The sequence below is a fragment of the Sphaerisporangium aureirubrum genome (assembly GCF_042658925.1).
Lineage (GTDB): Bacteria > Actinomycetota > Actinomycetes > Streptosporangiales > Streptosporangiaceae > Sphaerisporangium > Sphaerisporangium aureirubrum.
This window is the reverse complement of sequence record NZ_JBHSRF010000025.1, coordinates 42,257-57,760: the sequence shown is the minus strand read 5'-3', so window position 1 is coordinate 57,760 and position 15,504 is coordinate 42,257. Positions and strand designations below refer to the sequence as shown.

The following is a 15,504-nucleotide window of genomic DNA, read 5'->3' as shown; positions in this document are numbered from 1 at the left end:
CCAGGGTGGCATCACGCGTCACGGCGGCGGAAGACCGTGAGGGCGGCTAGCAGGAGCACCGCCGTGTAGGCGCAGAACACCGCGAAACCGGCCCATGCCGGGAGGAGGGGCGGCTGCTCCCCCACGCCGGCGATCCGGGCTCCCGCCGTCGTCAGGAAGTACTTCACGACGAACGCCGCCAGCCAGTCCGGGTACAGCGACGACATCGCCGGGATCAGCAGGGCCACGAGGGTCAGGACGGTCACGGCCCCGGCGGTGGAGCGGACCAGCAGGCCGATCGCGAGCCCGAACAGGCTCATCACCGCCATGTGCAGGCCGACGCCCGCCAGTGCCCGCGCCACGCCGGGCTCGGTGAAGGTGTAGACGGGCAGACCCTTGGCGGCCAGCACCGCCCGGCCGACGAGGAACATGGTCAGCGCGGTGACCCAGCCCGCGACCAGCGCCATGGCCGCGTACACCACCGCCTTCGCCGCCAGGATCCGCCCGCGGCGCGGAGCCGCGGTGAGGGAGCCCGGCATGGTGCCGGTCGCGTACTCCACGGTGACCGCGCGGGCTCCGAGGTACCCGGCGATGATCTGCACGATGACGAGCCCGCGGAACACCCAGTTCAACGGGTGCACCGCCTCGTCCACCACGCCTTCCTGTTCCCGGCCCGCCGCCCCCGCGAACAGCGCGGCGAACAGGGCACCCGCCAGCACGACGGCCAGCAACGTGATCCAGGTGGACCGCAGCGTACGCGCCTTGGACCACTCCGACCGCAGCACGTCCACAAGCCGCGCCCTACCACGCGCCACCACGGACGCGAGATCCCAGCCGGTCCCCCGCGCCATCCCATCCCTCCCGGCCATGCCCCGCCCCACCTTCACCTGTCCGTTCTCGTCCCTGCCGGTCGTGGCGCTCATCGGGCCGCTCCGAACTCGACGTCGGCGCGGGTCAGCTCCATGAAGGCGTCCTCCAGGGACGTGCGGCGCGCGGTGAGCTCGTGCAGGACGGCGCCCTCGGCCGCGGCGAGCCGTCCCACCTCCTCGGGCGTGGCACCGGTGACGGTCAGCTCCTCACCGTCCAGCCGCACCTGCGCGCCCATGGCGGTCAGCGCGCGGGCGAGGCGGCGGGCGTCGGGGGTGCGGGCGAGGACCTCGCGGGCACGCAGGACCTCCTCCGTGGAGGTGTCGGCGATCAGCCTGCCACGGCCGATCATGACGAGGTGGTCGGCGGTGAGCGCCATCTCGCTCATCAGATGGCTGGACACCAGCACCGTGCGGCCCTCGGCGGCGAGGTCCCGCATCAGGGTGCGGATCCACAGGATTCCCTCAGGGTCCAGGCCGTTGACGGGCTCGTCGAAGATGAGCACCGCGGGGTCGCCGAGCAGGGCCGCGGCGATGCCGAGCCGCTGCCGCATGCCGAGGGAGAACGTCCCGGCCCGGCGGCCCGCCACCGAGGCCAGCCCGGCCAGGCCCAGCACCTCGTCCACCCGCCGCCGCGATATCCCGTTGCTGTCCGCCAGGCACACCAGATGGTTCCGCACGGTACGCCGTGGATGCGCCGCGCCCGCGTCCAGCAGCGCCCCCACCGCGCGCATCGGCGCGGACAGGGTCGCGTACCGCACGCCGAGCACGAGGGCGTCCCCGCCGCTCGGCGCGTCCAGCCCCAGGATCATCCGCATCGTGGTGGTCTTGCCGGCCCCGTTGGGACCGAGGAAGCCCGTGACCACCCCCGGCCGCACCTGGAAGCTCAGCCCGTCGACCGCCGTGACCTCGCGGTACCGCTTACTGATCCCCCTTACCTCGATCATCGTTGCCCCTCCGTACGACGTTGGCATCTCATGCGGCGAGATGCTGGCACGCCGTGCTGGAGGTCCCCGCAGAACTTCTGTGAGGTCTCTGTGAGGTCAGGTCACCAGGCGAGAAGTGCGCTCAGCGCGGGAGCGGGGAGCACCGGGTAGCGGGACTGCGGCGTCACGTTGACCATGAACCGTCCCGTGCAGTTCGGTCCGGTGTACAGCAGGGCGACTGCCGGGATGCCCGGGCTGCCGAAGTTGTTCAGGGCCGAGTTGAGGGGGAACGGCGTGTTGACACACCCCGCGCCCGGCGGAAGGACGGTCACCCGGCCGGTGAAGTACTGGCCGCTCCACCCGCAGATGGTCCCCCGCTTGCACTCCTCGGGCGCGGCCTGCGCCGCCGTCGGCGTGAACGACACCAGGGCGGCACCCACGACGAGCATCGTCGACAGCACCCGTGCATACCGGCGTACGGACATCGGAATTCCCTTTCCCTTGATCACCAAGATGGCGGGAAGCCAGGGACACTCGCCGAACACCGATCCCCGTCACGAAACCCGCCGCCGTCCACGGAGTGGATTCGTCCCCCGCATCAACGCATCCGCGCCGAAGCCGGTCAAGCTCCCCCTAACAGGATCGACACGTCGGTCGTGCGTACAAGGATGACGCGCCGCACGTTTCATGAATCTTTCGGCGGTAGAGCTGGGGCTCCGTCAGCTGCAGGACGGTGACCCCGTACTCCGTCCGGCTTCCTTCAGTCTGGTGCTGAGGATTGCGATCGCCTCAAGAACCATCCCGTTGGCTTCGGTCAAAGCCTCCAGGCTCCGGGTCGAGCCGTAGGAGGCTCGCAATGCTTTGGCCAGACCGGACAGGCACTCGACGCGCTCAGGCCGTCCGACCGCAGTCTCGTCGACCGCCTCACGGGCCAGTTCGACGGCCTCCGCCAGGACTTCGAGGTCTCCGTCACGCTCATGCTGGTAACGCAGCGTCGTCGCGAGTTCGTGCAAGATCTTGCCGTGCCCGAAAGTGCCGGGCCGGCGCAAGGCCATCGCCGCGCGACACCGTTCGACGGCCTCGATCAGAACCTCGACGTCGAGGGTCCGCTCATACTTGCACCGGAGCGCCCTGCCCAGGTTAAACATGCGGACGGCAAGCCCCGGGCCGCCGGACGGCCGTAAGCCGATCGCCTCCCGGAGCACATCGATGGCCTCGGTCAGCGCCCCGAAGTCCTGCGTCCTTTGATAGTGGCCGCCTAACGCGGCACCCAGATTCGCCAGGCACAACGAACGATCGGGATGGCCGGGTGGAGCGGAGGCGACCGCCTCACGGCCCACCTCGACGGCTTCCGCCAGCGCCATCGGCGGACCGTACCGCTCGTACTGGTGCAGCAAGGCGGTCGCTAGGTTGGCCAAGCGGCCGGGGCGATCCGGGTCGCCCCGGGGAGTGAGTGTGATCGCCTCACGAGTCACCGATATTGCCTCGGTAATCACACCGGCCTCTTCGGTCCGCTGAAAATAGATATCCAGCAACGCCCCATAATCAGCCAGGTACATCGGACGATCGGCACGACCAGGAGGCACAGCGGCCACGGCACTACGGAAGTACCTTATCGCATTGTCCATATATGTCCGGATGCCGGTTTGATCGAATAGCTCGACAAGCCTCATCGCCTCATCGGCCGACTCACCGGGATCAACGTGTTTACTCATCATGCCCTCCACTAGGACCGAAGAAGGCTTCCAGCACTGATCGAACTGGCGGTGATGTGTCACTAGGAGGATTATGTGGCTACATCCATGTTGTCTTTTCTCCGGGCCTCGCACAAGCGCCGCCCAGTCAGGAACATTGGAGGGCTTGAGCAGATGATTCAGGATGAGTCGTCGCACCAGATCACACTGATGCAGGCACTTACGGCCCGGATCGGAACAGCTATACAGCATGGTCCTCAAGCGGTTCTCGAACCGGAAGCGCGACGCGAGGCCGAGAAGCTCGCGGAGTTGTCGGGGGGACGGTACAGCTGCGATCTCGCGGCGGCGGCATGTCTGTTGAATTTTCATATTCTCCGCTATCGTGCGCTGCCGGAGGACGACGACGCCTGGGATCACCAGCAGGTGACGACCTGGATAGCTGTCATTCGTCGAATCGATCCGAGGATGCTCCCACCGTCCTTCTCGATCCTGCCGGAGCTCGGGGACAACGTCGACGAGATGGCCCTGAACGCGGCGGCCGTGGAACACGCGGATCGTTACGAGAGGACCGGAGATCACGAATCTTTGCAGCGTGCGATCGCCCTCTGGAGATGCGGGCTCGATGTCATCAGATGTGATCGCCCTGGTGCCAGAATCCCCATGCTGAGTAATCTATGCGGTGCGCTGGCGACGTACGCCGACGACCACGACGATCTCGACGCGGCCGACGAGGCGGTGATCGCCGGAAGGCAGGCTCTCCGCGGCCTCCCGGAAGATTCCATCGATCGCGCACCCGTCATGGCGCACCTCGGAGTGGCTCTTCAACACAGATTCACCATGCGGGGACACCTGGCCGATCTGGACGATTCACTTTTTATCGGGCGCGCCTCGGTGAGCGGCAAATACGCGACCCATCCCGGTAGACCGACCTTCCTGGCCAATCTCGCTCTAACCCTGCGAATAGGTTTCCAGCGCACCGGCCGACTCGCCTACCTGGTCGAATCCGTATCGCAGTACCGCCGAGCGCGGTCGTTGGAGACACGGCCGGATTCTCAAGCCACGATCGACACGAATCTGATCGGCAGTCTTCTGCTGCTCTTCGAGCAGACCCATCAGCGACGCGATATAGATGAGGCCGTCCGCATCGGCCGGGAGATCGTCGCGGGCGTACCCCCGGAGCACCCCCAGCTCCCGGGACGTCTGCTGAATCTCAGCAGCGCGTTGCAGACCCGCGCCACCATGGGACTGACAAGCCTTGCAGAAGGGTTCACGGATATCAGCGAAGCGGTGAGCGTCGCGAGGGAGGCGGTGTCCCATGCGGACGAGCGGCATCCGGTATGGGTCCTCTGCCAGGGCAACCTGGCTGTCGTCCTGCAGACTCGGATCAACTTCATGTCGGGCCTTCCCGTTCCACATCCTGACCCGCGTGAGCGCGAGGCCGACGCCTCAGAGGCGGCGGCGGCCCTTCGTGCCGTTCTGGCGGCGTCACCTGAAGCACGTCCGGACAGAGCGGGTCACCTGAACAATCTCGGTCTCGTACTCCGGCTGCGCGGCCGACCAGAAGATCTGCATGAGGCGGTCGGACACGCCGGCGAAGCGGTGGCTCTGACCGCGGCAAACCACCACAATCGAACGTCCCACCTGTCGAACTGGGGCAGCGCGCTCGAAGCGAGGTTCCTCGGCACTGGTAACCGTGCGGACCTCCAGGAAGCGTTCAGCGCTTGGAAGGAGGCCAGCGAATCCACCGTCGGCGCCCCTCCGGCACGAATCGCCGCCGCCATCAAGTGGGGTCGGCGCGCCGCGGCTCAGGGCGATCCGGATAACGCCGTCGCGGGATACCAGGCCGCTGTCGCCTTGCTCCCCGTCGTGGCCTGGCGCGGCCTTCAGCGGACGGCTCAAGAGAAGCTACTCGGCATCTGGAGCGGAGTGGCGTGCGACGCGGCCGCCTGGGCCCTCCACAACCGGCGGCCAGACTCCGCGGTCCAGCTTCTGGAACAGGGGCACTCCGTTCTATGGGCGCAGCAATTGCAAACTCGGACAGATCCGCAGAAACTTGCGGCTGTTGATCCTGACCTCGCCGCACGGCTCGATGACATCCGGCGTGAACTCGACCCGTCCACCATTCACGGTCTGACGCTTCCGGGCTAAGGCGGGGCTAGGAAATTGAAGTCGTTGATCCCTGATGTCAGTTATCCCTGGTCTGGTGACCTACGGCAGGTTTCTCGTCGTATGGCGGCGCCGGGTTCGCCATACCACGTCCCATATCGCGGCGCCAGTGCACACGCAACCCGAAGAATGCGACCAGAACCCGGTGGCTGGGCGGTGGGGTGTGGAGCCGGGTCGGGGGCGAGCCGGACCGGCGGTCACAAAAAAGAACGGCAGGTATGAACCGGGACTCTTCGCGGTGGAGTGTGGTGAGCCCGGCAGGCTCGGGGGTGCGGGGGTGTCCCCCGCATGAGCACAGCCCTTGCGGCTTTCGCGCGAAGCGCGCCCTTCTGCGAGGACCGTTTCACCGGCGCCGCGCACAACGCGGGTTATCCGCCGTACGACGGCGCCGGATTCGCCGCACCGCGTCTCGCCGTACCGGCGCCGGGAAAGGAGTGCCTTGCTCGCCGGGGGACAGGGTCCACCCGGCGAGTGAAGGCGCTCACGGTACCGGCCGAATCGGGCACAGAGACCTGTCGGATCAGGTGCGGGTGGCTCGGTTGACGGCCGACAGGATGGCTTTCAGGGAAGCCGTTACGGTGTTGGCGTCTACGCCTACGCCCCAGAGGGTTTGGTCGGAGAGGTGGCATTCGACGTAGGCGGCGGCTCGGGCGTCGGAGCCGGAGCTCATGGCGTGTTCGCTGTAGTCGAGGACGCGGAGGTCGATGCCTACTCGGCTGAGGGCGTCCACGAAGGCGGAGATGGGGCCGTTGCCTACGCCTTCGATTTCGCGGATCTCGCCGTCCATGCGGATGTCGGCGCTGATGACGTCCTTTTCGTCCACCCGGGAGACGTTGCGGTGGGCCAGGAGGGCGAAGCGGCCCCAGGGCTTGGCGGGGTTGGGGAGGAACTCGTCGCTGAAGATCTTCCACATCTCGGGGGGAGTGACCTCGCCGCCCTCGGTGTCGGTGCGGCCCTGGATGACGCCGGAGAACTCGATCTGCAGGCGGCGCGGCAGGTCGAAGCCGTGCTCGGCCTTCATGATGTACGCGACGCCGCCCTTGCCGGACTGGCTGTTGACCCGGATGACCGCCTCGTAGGTGCGGCCGACGTCCTTGGGGTCGATCGGCAGGTACGGCACGGCCCACGTGTGGGCGTCCACGGGCACACCGGCGGCCACGGCGTCGCGCTCCAGGGACTCCAGGCCCTTCTTGATGGCGTCCTGGTGGGAGCCGGAGAAGGCGGTGTACACCAGCTCGCCGCCGTAGGGGTGGCGCGGGTGGACGGGCAGCTGGTTGCAGTACTCGACGACGCGGCGGATCTCGTCGATGTCGCCGAAGTCGATCTGGGGGTCGATGCCCTGGGAGAAGAGATTCATCCCCAGGGTGACCAGGCAGACGTTGCCGGTGCGCTCGCCGTTGCCGAACAGGCAGCCCTCGATGCGGTCGGCCCCGGCCTGGTAGCCCAGCTCGGCGGCGGCGACGGCGGTGCCGCGGTCGTTGTGGGGGTGCAGCGACAGCACGATGGAGTCGCGGTACCGCAGGTTGCGGTGCATCCACTCGATCTGGTCGGCGTAGACGTTGGGGGTGGCCATCTCGACGGTGGCCGGCAGGTTGATGATGACCTTGTGGTCGGGGGTGGGCTGCCAGACGTCGTTGACGGCGTCGCACACCTCGACGGCGTACTCCAGCTCGGTGCCGGTGAAGGACTCCGGGGAGTACTGGAAGAAGATCGTGGTGCCGGTCATCTGGTCGGCCAGCTTCTTGCACAGCTTGGCGCCCTCGACGGCGATGGCGGTGATGCCGTCCTTGTCCTGGCCGAACACCACGCGCCGCTGCAGCGTGGAGGTGGAGTTGTACAGGTGGACGATGGCCTGCTTGGCGCCGCGCACCGACTCGAAGGTGCGCTCGATCAGCTCGGGGCGGGCCTGGGTCAGCACCTGGATCACCACGTCGTCGGGGACGCGGCCCTCTTCGATGATGCGGCGGACGAAGTCGAAGTCGGTCTGGGAGGCGGCGGGGAAGCCGACCTCGATCTCCTTGTAGCCCATGGAGACCAGCAGCTCGAACATCTTCAGCTTGCGGTGGGAGTCCATGGGGTCGATCAGGGCCTGGTTGCCGTCCCGCAGGTCGACGGCGCACCACTGCGGGGCCCGATCGATCACCTGATCAGGCCAGGTGCGGTCTTTCAGGCGTACGGGGGTGTACGCCTCGTAGCGCTGGAACGGCATGGGGCTGGGCTGCTGCTGGGGGTACATCCGTGCTCCTCGTCGGTTTTGTCAGAACCGGGGCGGCACAGGAGAGCTCTCTCTCGCCTTGGGAGTGTCGCCACCGGGGAATCCTCTGGCGGCCGACGCGCAGCACATCGCTCCGCGGCGAGGGAGCCGGCCTCTTACAGGCCCTCGCCGCGGCGGCTAAGAAGCAGCCCGCGCAGCATACGTTCGACGTTAGCAGACGGAGGGGGGTCGGTGAGACGGCGTCTCACCTGGTGGCCGCCCCCGGCCGTCTCCCCGGGCCCGGCCCGGCGTCCCCGTGCTGGTCAAGGGCTTGTCGGCCAGCCTTGCCAGGGTATGACACGCGGTACCCGTAAGCTCCCCCTAGAACCAATTGGGAGGCGGCATGCAGGACGGGGAGATCTTCTCGAAGATCAAGGAACTGATCGCGGAGGAGCACGCGCTGCGGGAGCGCGTGTCGTCCGGCGACGTGTCCTCAGAGGACGAGCGGAGCCGGGTCCGGCACCTGGAGGAGTCCCTCGACCAGTGCTGGGATCTGCTGCGTCAGCGCAAGGCCCACCGGGAGTACGGCGAGGACCCCGACAACGCGGCACCGCGGCCGGTCAACGAGGTGGAGAACTACCAGCAGTAACGGCGCCCCTGATTCCGGGAACTGAAACTTTCAGTTGCCCGGATGACGCCGAAAGCTTTCAATCGCAGGTAGGGACACATTTACATGCCCTCCGGCGGCTCTTCCTGCGTGGGCTCCTTTGATCGCTTGGTGATCCATTGACCGTGTGAACCGCGTGGCGTACGTTGCGCCGGAAACGTTCAGGTAATCCGTTGAAACGTTTCAGACTCAACTCACTCGCGGAGCCACGGTCGATAGGAGACCTCTGATGCGACGCCTAATGTCCGCGCGCTTACCGGCGGTGCGCGGCCGCGCTTGGCAAGGGTGGATCGGGATTCGGCCGAGGCCCGCGGCGGGGCTCGGAGAGCCCCCGGGCGCGACGTCGCCGACCTCCAGGCTGATCACCGCGGTCGCGGTCGCCTTCGCCGTCGTCGTCGCCGCACCGGCGATCGGGGCGGTGGGAGCGGAGAAGGAGCCCGTACCGGCGGCGGGCGGCGGCGCGAAAGGCGGGTCGAGCGCATCGCACTGGGTCAACACATGGGTGTCGATGCCCCAGCTGACCGAGCCGGGCAACATGCCGCCGGCTCCGTTCACGCAGGACGGCCTGGTGCTGGCCGACGCCACGCTCCGGCAGACGGTGCGCGTGACGGTCGGCGGGCGGCAGATGCGGCTGCGGTTCTCCAACGCCTTCGGCGGCGTCGCGCTGCCCATCACCAAGGTGTCGATCGCCCTTCCCGCGGGCGGGGCGGCCGGGGTCACCGGCATCCAGGCGGGGACCTCCCGTCCGGTGACCTTCAACGGGCGGCCCGGCGTGTCGATCCCGGTCGGGTCGCTGGCGGTGTCCGACCCGCTGAACTTCACCCTGGCCCCGCGGACCAACCTGGCGGTGACCATCTACCTGGCCACGGGCCAGGCCTCCAACAACATCACCTCGCACCCCGGCTCCCGGACCTCGTCGTACATCGTCTCCGGTGACCACGTCACCGACCAGGATCTGACCGGGGCCACGCGGACCGACCACTGGTACTTCCTCAGCGGGGTCGAGGTGTGGTCTCCCGGCTCGACGGCGGGCGTGGTGATGCTCGGTGACTCGCTCACCGACGGGCGCGGCTCCACCACCAACGGGAACGACCGGTGGCCCGACCAGTTGCTCGACCGCCTGCAGGCCAACCCGTCCACCCGCGACATCGCGGTGCTCAACCAGGCCGCCGGCGGCAACCGGGTCATGAACGACGGCCTCGGGCCGAACGCGCTGGCCCGGCTGGACCGGGACGTGCTGGCGCAGAGCGGCGCCGAGTGGCTGCTGGTCTTCGAGGGCGTGAACGACATCGGCACGGCCGCCGCCACCCAGGCCGCGCAGGAGACGGTCGCGGCCGACCTGATCGCGGCGTACGAGCAGATCATCACGCGGGCCCACGCCAAGAACCTCAAGGTGTACGGCGCGACGATCACGGCGTTCGGCGGCAACGTCCCCGGCTACGACGACCCGGACGGGTTCCGTGAGAACGCGCGCCAGATCGTCAACCGCTGGATCCGCACCAGCGGCCGGTTCGACGCGGTGATCGACTTCGACAGGGTCACCCGTGACCCGGCGAACCCCCGTCAGCTGCTGCCTGCCTACGACGTGGGCGACCACCTGCACTTCAACCCGACCGGCTACAAGGCCATCGCCGACTCCGTCCCGGCCCGGCTGTTCCAGGACTCCGGCCACTGGGGCTTCGAGTAAGACCTGCCCCGAACGGTGACCCGCCGCGCGAAGCGGCGGGTCACCGCTTGCTTTGGCAGGGGTTTGGCGGGAATCCGCCCTGACGCGTAGACACCGGGGGAATGAAGGGAGGTATGGCCGCCACGGGCGGACGGGGGTGGGCGGATGGTCTCGGATGTCCTGCCGGAGCGGGAGACACGGCGGCGGAATTTCGGCTATGCCCTGGTGAAATGGGCCTCGACCACCGACCACAAGGTGATCGGGAATCTTTATCTGATCACGGCGTTCGGGTTCTTCATGTTCGCGGGGCTGCTCGCGATGGTGATCCGGGCGGAGCTGCTCACGCCGGGGCTCCAGTTCGTGTCGGCCAAGACGTACAACGAGTACTTCACCATTCATGGCACGCTGATGTTGCTGTTGTTCGCGACGCCGCTGTTCGCCGGGTTCGCGAACGCGATCATGCCCCTGCAGATCGGGGCGCCGGACGTGGCGTTCCCCCGGCTGAACATGCTCAGCTACTGGCTGTTCCTGTTCGGCGGGCTGATGGTCATAGCGGGGATGGTGACGGCGGGCGGGGCGGCGGACTTCGGCTGGACGGGGTACACGCCGCTGTCGCGGGCCCAGTACTCGGACGGCGTCGGGCCGGACCTGTGGATCATGGGGCTGGTGATGTCGGGCCTCGGGACCATCCTCGGCGCGGTCAACTTCATCACCACGATCATCGCGATGCGGGCGCCGGGCATGACGATGTTCCGCATGCCGATCTTCACGTGGAACGTGCTGCTCACCAGCATGCTGGTGCTGCTGGCCTTCCCGGTGCTGGCGGCGGCGCTGATGGCGCTGGTGATCGACCGCAGGCTCGGGTCGCACATCTACGACCCGGCCACCGGCGGCGTGCTGCTGTGGCAGCACCTGTTCTGGTTCTTCGGCCACCCGGAGGTCTACATCGTCGCGCTGCCGTTCTTCGGCATCATCACCGAGGTGCTGCCGGTGTTCAGCCGCAAGCCGGTCTTCGGGTACATCGGCCTGGTGGGCGCGACCATCGCCATCGCCGGGCTGTCCGCGGCGGTGTGGGCGCACCACATGTTCGTCACCGGGCACGTGCTGCTGCCGTTCTTCTCCTTCATGTCCTTCCTGATCGCGGTGCCCACCGGCGTGAAGTTCTTCAACTGGGTGGGCACGATGTGGCGCGGCCACCTGGTCTTCCCCACGGCGATGATGTTCGCGGTGGGGTTCCTGGTGACGTTCCTGTTCGGCGGCCTGACCGGCGTCATCCTGGCGTCGCCGCCGCTGGACTTCCACGTCAGCGACACCTACTTCGTGGTGGCGCACTTCCACTACGTCCTGTTCGGCACCGTGGTGTTCGCCATGTTCTCCGGCTTCTACTTCTGGTGGCCGAAGCTGACCGGCAAGATGCTGAACGAACGCCTCGGGCAGCTCCACTTCTGGATGCTGTTCCCCGGCTTCCACCTGACGTTCCTCGTCCAGCACCTGCTCGGCACGCAGGGCATGCCGCGCCGCTACGCCGACTACCCGGCGGAGCCCAATCTGATCATCATGAACCAGCTGTCGTCCGCCGGCGCGTTCCTCCTCGGCGCGTCCACGCTGCCGTTCCTCTTCAACGCCTGGCTGACCTGGCGGCGCGGGGCGAAGGTGACCGTGAACGACCCCTGGGGCCACGGCAACTCGCTGGAGTGGGCCACCTCCTGCCCGCCGCCCCGGCACAACTTCACGCGCCTGCCGCCGATCCGCTCCGAGCGCCCGGCCTTCGACGCGCAGTACGCCCTGCGCCCGCTCCCCCGGGAGAGCGCGCGCAAGGAGTGAGCGTCACACGGCGAGCAGCCGGTGCACCTCCTCGTCGTGCAGGTCGTCGGCGGTGCCGTCGCGCACGACGTGCCCGGCGTCCAGGATCAGGAAGCGGTCGGCGAGCCGCAGCGCCAGGTCGAGGTACTGCTCGACCAGCAGCACCGCGAGCCCCGAGCCGTGCAGCCGCTCGATGGCCTCCTCGATCTCCAGGATGATGGACGGCTGGATGCCCTCGGTGGGCTCGTCCAGGATCAGCAGCTTGGGCCGGGTGACCAGCGCCCGCGCCATGGCGAGCTGCTGCTGCTGGCCCCCGGACAGGAAGCCCGCCCGCCGCTTCAGCAGCGGCTTGAGCCGGGGGAACACCTCCAGCGCCTCGTCGATCGCGGTGGGGTCCTTGTGCGGGGAGGCCTCCAGCGTCACCAGCAGGTTGCCCTGCACGCTGAGCTGCGGGAACGTCTCGTGCCCCTGCGGCACGTAGCCCAGGCCGAGCCGCACCCGCTCGTGCGGCGGCAGGCGCGTCACGTCGGTGCCCTCGAACGTGACGGTGCCCCCGGTGGCGGGCAGCACGCCCATCACCGTGTTGAGCAGCGTGGTCTTGCCGACGCCGTTGCGCCCCATGACGCAGACCAGGCTCCCCGGCTCCACCTCGAACGACACGCCGAACAGCACGCGCGCCCTGCCGTACCCGGCCTCCAGGCCCTGTACCGACAGCATCACTTCACCTCCCCGGCGGACGTGCCGACGGCCGCCGTACCCCTCGCGTCGTGGTCCCCGGCGCCGGCCTCTTCCCGTGCCCGGCCGAGGTAGACCTCCTGCACGTGCGGGTCGGCGCGGACCTCGTCCACCGATCCCTCGGTCAGCACCTTGCCCTCGTGCAGGACGGTGACGACCGAGGCGTACCGCCGCAGGAACTCCATGTCGTGCTCGATCACGATGACCGTGTGGTCCTTGGCGATCTCGGTGAGCAGCAGCCCGGTGCGCGACCGCTCGTCGGCCGACATGCCGGCCACCGGCTCGTCCAGCAGCAGCAGCCGGGGCCGCTGCGCGATCAGCATGCCGATCTCCAGCCACTGCCGCTGCCCGTGGGACAGCACCCCGGCCGGGCGCCCGGCGAGGGCGTCCAGCCCGGTGATCTCCATCGCCGCGGCGACGGCGTCGGAGACCCCGCGCCGCCGCCGCGCCAGCGACCACAGCGGCCTGCGGAAGGACGCCGCCAGGTCGAGGTTCTCCACGACGGTGAGCTTCTCGAACACCACCGAGGTCTGGAAGGTGCGTCCCACGCCCATCCGGACGATCTCGTGTTCCTTGCGGCCCACCAGGTCGATCCCTTCGAACCGCACCGACCCGGCGGCGGGCTTGGTGAGCCCGGTGATGACGTCGATCAGGGTGGTCTTGCCCGCGCCGTTCGGGCCGATCAGGAAGCGCAGCTCGCCGTGCTGGACGGTGAAGTCGATGCCGTCGATGGCGCGGAACCCGTCGAACACCACCGCCAGGTCCCGCACCTCCAGCAGCGCGCCGTCGTGCTCGGTCATGCGGGCTCCCTCCTGCGTGCGGCGATCATGCCGCGCGCGGCGGCGGCGACCCCGAAGATGCCCTTCGGCGCGAGCGTCATGACCAGGATGAACAGCGCGCCCTGCAGGTACAGCCAGCCGTCGGCGAACTGCTCGCTGAACGAGGTCTTGGCGTACCCCATGACCACGGCGCCGAGGATGGCGCCGGCCAGGGAGAACCTGCCGCCGACCGCGACCGCGACGACCAGTTCGAGCGAGGGCACCACGCCGAGCAGCGCGGGCGAGATGATGCCGACGACCGGGACGAACAGCGCCCCGGCCAGCCCCGCCATGCCGGCGGACACCGCGAAGGTGATGGTCTTGACGGTCGCGGGGTTGTAGCCGAGGAACCGGACCCGGTCCTCGCCGTCGCGCACCGCGATGAGCAGCCGCCCGAACCTGCTGCGCACCATCTGCCAGGCCAGCAGGTACAGCAGGCCGAGCACGACGGCGACCACGATGTACAGCCCGCGCTGGGTGTTGTCGGCGGCCAGGTCCTGGCCGAACAGGTCGAAGAAGTTGGTGAGCCCGTTGGTGCCGCCGGTGAGCCCCTGCTGGCCGACCAGCAGGATGACCAGGGCGGCGGCGAGCGCCTGGGTGAGGATGGCGAAGTACGCGCCGCGCACGCGCTGCCGGAACACCAGCGAGCCGAGCAGCACCGCGAGCAGCACGGGCCCGGCCACCGCGAACACGACGGCGAGCACGGGATTGCCGAACGGCACCCACAGCCCGGGCAGCTTCTCCACGCCGCTCCACACCATGAAGTCCGGCAGGTCTCCCCCGGCGTCGTGCAGCTTGAGGTACATGCCCATGGCGTAGCCGCCGAAGCCGAAGAACACGCCCTGGCCGAGGGTCAGCATGCCGCCCTGGCCCCAGGCCAGGCCGATGCCGAGGGCCACGATGGCGTAGCAGAGGTACTTGGCGAGCAGCCCGAGCCGGAACGGCTCCAGCAGCAGCGGGGCCACCACCAGCGCGAGCACCGCGATGGTGGCGAACACGGCCGGGCCGCGCAGGCGCGTGCCCCAGGACGGCCCGGGTGGCGGGGCCGCGACCGTCACGACGTCGCGAACGGTGGTCGTCATGTGAGCGCCCTCGATCGAAGTACGAACAGGCCCTGCGGCCTGACCTGGAGGAACGCGATGATGGCCACGAAGACGATCACCTTGGCCAGGCTGGCGTTGGTCCAGAACTCGGCGTAGGAGTTGAGCAGGCCGAGCGCGGCCGCGGCGAGCACCGCGCCGCGCAGCTGCCCGAGGCCGCCGGCCACCACGACGAGGAACGCGTCCACGATGTAGTAGGTGCCGAGGGCCGGGCCCACCGGGCCGATGAGGGTGAGCGCCACGCCCGCGATCCCGGCGAGGCCGGAGCCGATGAAGAACGTGCGCTGGTCGACCCGCCCGGTGTTGATGCCGCTGACCGCGGCGAGCTGGCGGTTCTGCATGACCGCCTGCATGCGGCGCCCGTGGGAGCTGCGCGTCATGTACACCCAGATCGCGACGACGCTGCCGATGGCGAGGGCCATGATGAACATGCGGTTGTAGGGCAGGATGCCGAGGCCGCCCTGAAGCCAGGTGGGCGCCGAGACCTGCACGTTGGGCGCCCCGAACAGGTCGCGGGCGAGCTGCTGGAGCACCAGGCTGACGCCCCAGGTGAGCAGCAGCGTGTCGAGGGGGCGGCCGTAGAAGTGGCGGATGGCCGTGCGTTCGAGGATCCAGCCCATGACGCCGGCCACGGCGAACGCGACCGGGAGCGCGACGAGCACGGCCTGGCGTCCGGCCCAGTCCTGCAGCAGATAGGCGGTGTACGCGCCGGCCATGATGAACTCGCCGTGCGCCATGTTGATCACGCCCATCTGGCCGAACGTGAACGTGAGGCCGAGCGCGATGAGCAGCAGCACGGCCCCGATGGACAGTCCGATGGGGAGCTGGTTGACTACCGCCTCCACCTGGCCGTCACCTCCCTCGCGCCCGGGCCGACCGCCATGACGGCA

13 protein-coding genes are annotated in these 15,504 nt (G+C 68.6%); 4 read left to right on the top strand and 9 right to left on the bottom strand.

Annotation, left to right across the window (positions count from 1 at the left end; all coding sequences use genetic code 11):
• Positions 1 to 11 precede the first annotated feature (11 nt).
• From ACFP1K_RS18530 to ACFP1K_RS18515, 4 genes are all read right to left on the bottom strand, one after another.
• Positions 12 to 902 carry an ABC transporter permease subunit gene (locus ACFP1K_RS18530; RefSeq protein WP_380754694.1) on the bottom strand — a complete coding sequence of 297 codons (891 nt, stop codon included), beginning with the start codon at positions 900 to 902 and terminating at the stop codon, positions 12 to 14.
• Complete coding sequence (locus tag ACFP1K_RS18525; protein ID WP_380754691.1) at positions 899 to 1,792, bottom strand: ABC transporter ATP-binding protein; 894 nt, start codon at positions 1,790 to 1,792, stop codon at positions 899 to 901. The genes ACFP1K_RS18530 and ACFP1K_RS18525 overlap by 4 nt, the downstream gene beginning before the upstream one ends.
• Positions 1,793 to 1,893: 101 nt before the next feature.
• Positions 1,894 to 2,256 (bottom strand): peptidase inhibitor family I36 protein, encoded by a 363-nt coding sequence (locus ACFP1K_RS18520; protein WP_380754688.1) that lies wholly within the window; start codon positions 2,254 to 2,256, stop codon positions 1,894 to 1,896.
• A gap of 234 nt (positions 2,257 to 2,490) precedes the next feature.
• On the bottom strand, positions 2,491 to 3,549 hold the full coding sequence (locus ACFP1K_RS18515) for a hypothetical protein (RefSeq protein ID WP_380754685.1): 1,059 nt from the start codon (positions 3,547 to 3,549) through the stop codon (positions 2,491 to 2,493).
• Positions 3,550 to 3,639: 90 nt separating this feature from the next.
• On the opposite strand from ACFP1K_RS18515, the gene ACFP1K_RS18510 reads away from it, so the two are divergent.
• Complete coding sequence (locus ACFP1K_RS18510) at positions 3,640 to 5,613, top strand: hypothetical protein (protein WP_380754682.1); 1,974 nt, start codon at positions 3,640 to 3,642, stop codon at positions 5,611 to 5,613.
• Positions 5,614 to 6,151: 538 nt separating this feature from the next.
• Here the strand turns inward: ACFP1K_RS18510 and leuA are convergent.
• Positions 6,152 to 7,867, bottom strand: a complete 1,716-nt coding sequence (leuA, locus tag ACFP1K_RS18505; RefSeq protein WP_380754679.1) for a 2-isopropylmalate synthase — start codon at positions 7,865 to 7,867, stop codon at positions 6,152 to 6,154.
• 361 nt (positions 7,868 to 8,228) lie between these two features.
• Here leuA and ACFP1K_RS18500 point away from each other — a divergent pair, with 361 nt between their 5' ends.
• The 3 genes from ACFP1K_RS18500 (at position 8,229) to ctaD (ending at position 11,982) form a co-directional block, all read left to right on the top strand.
• On the top strand, positions 8,229 to 8,474 hold the full coding sequence (locus ACFP1K_RS18500; protein WP_380754676.1) for a DUF2630 family protein: 246 nt from the start codon (positions 8,229 to 8,231) through the stop codon (positions 8,472 to 8,474).
• A gap of 247 nt (positions 8,475 to 8,721) precedes the next feature.
• Positions 8,722 to 10,179: an SGNH/GDSL hydrolase family protein gene (locus ACFP1K_RS18495; protein ID WP_380754673.1), complete on the top strand. Its 1,458-nt coding sequence runs from the start codon at positions 8,722 to 8,724 to the stop codon at positions 10,177 to 10,179.
• Positions 10,180 to 10,323: 144 nt separating this feature from the next.
• On the top strand, positions 10,324 to 11,982 hold the full coding sequence (ctaD, locus tag ACFP1K_RS18490; protein ID WP_380754670.1) for an aa3-type cytochrome oxidase subunit I: 1,659 nt from the start codon (positions 10,324 to 10,326) through the stop codon (positions 11,980 to 11,982).
• A 3-nt stretch (positions 11,983 to 11,985) separates the two neighbouring features.
• Here the strand turns inward: ctaD and urtE are convergent, their stop codons facing one another.
• Genes urtE through urtB form a run of 4 tightly spaced genes read right to left on the bottom strand, consistent with a single transcriptional unit; the run spans position 11,986 to position 15,459 of the window.
• A complete protein-coding gene (gene urtE, locus ACFP1K_RS18485) occupies positions 11,986 to 12,678 on the bottom strand; it encodes an urea ABC transporter ATP-binding subunit UrtE (RefSeq protein ID WP_380754667.1) in 693 nt (230 codons plus the stop codon).
• Positions 12,678 to 13,496, bottom strand: a complete 819-nt coding sequence (urtD, locus tag ACFP1K_RS18480) for an urea ABC transporter ATP-binding protein UrtD (protein WP_380754664.1) — start codon at positions 13,494 to 13,496, stop codon at positions 12,678 to 12,680. The genes urtE and urtD overlap by 1 nt, the downstream gene beginning before the upstream one ends.
• Positions 13,493 to 14,596 carry an urea ABC transporter permease subunit UrtC gene (gene urtC, locus ACFP1K_RS18475; RefSeq protein WP_380754661.1) on the bottom strand — a complete coding sequence of 368 codons (1,104 nt, stop codon included), beginning with the start codon at positions 14,594 to 14,596 and terminating at the stop codon, positions 13,493 to 13,495. Before urtC ends, urtD begins: the two co-directional genes overlap by 4 nt.
• Complete coding sequence (urtB, locus tag ACFP1K_RS18470) at positions 14,593 to 15,459, bottom strand: urea ABC transporter permease subunit UrtB (protein WP_380754658.1); 867 nt, start codon at positions 15,457 to 15,459, stop codon at positions 14,593 to 14,595. Before urtB ends, urtC begins: the two co-directional genes overlap by 4 nt.
• Positions 15,460 to 15,504: the final 45 nt, after the last annotated feature.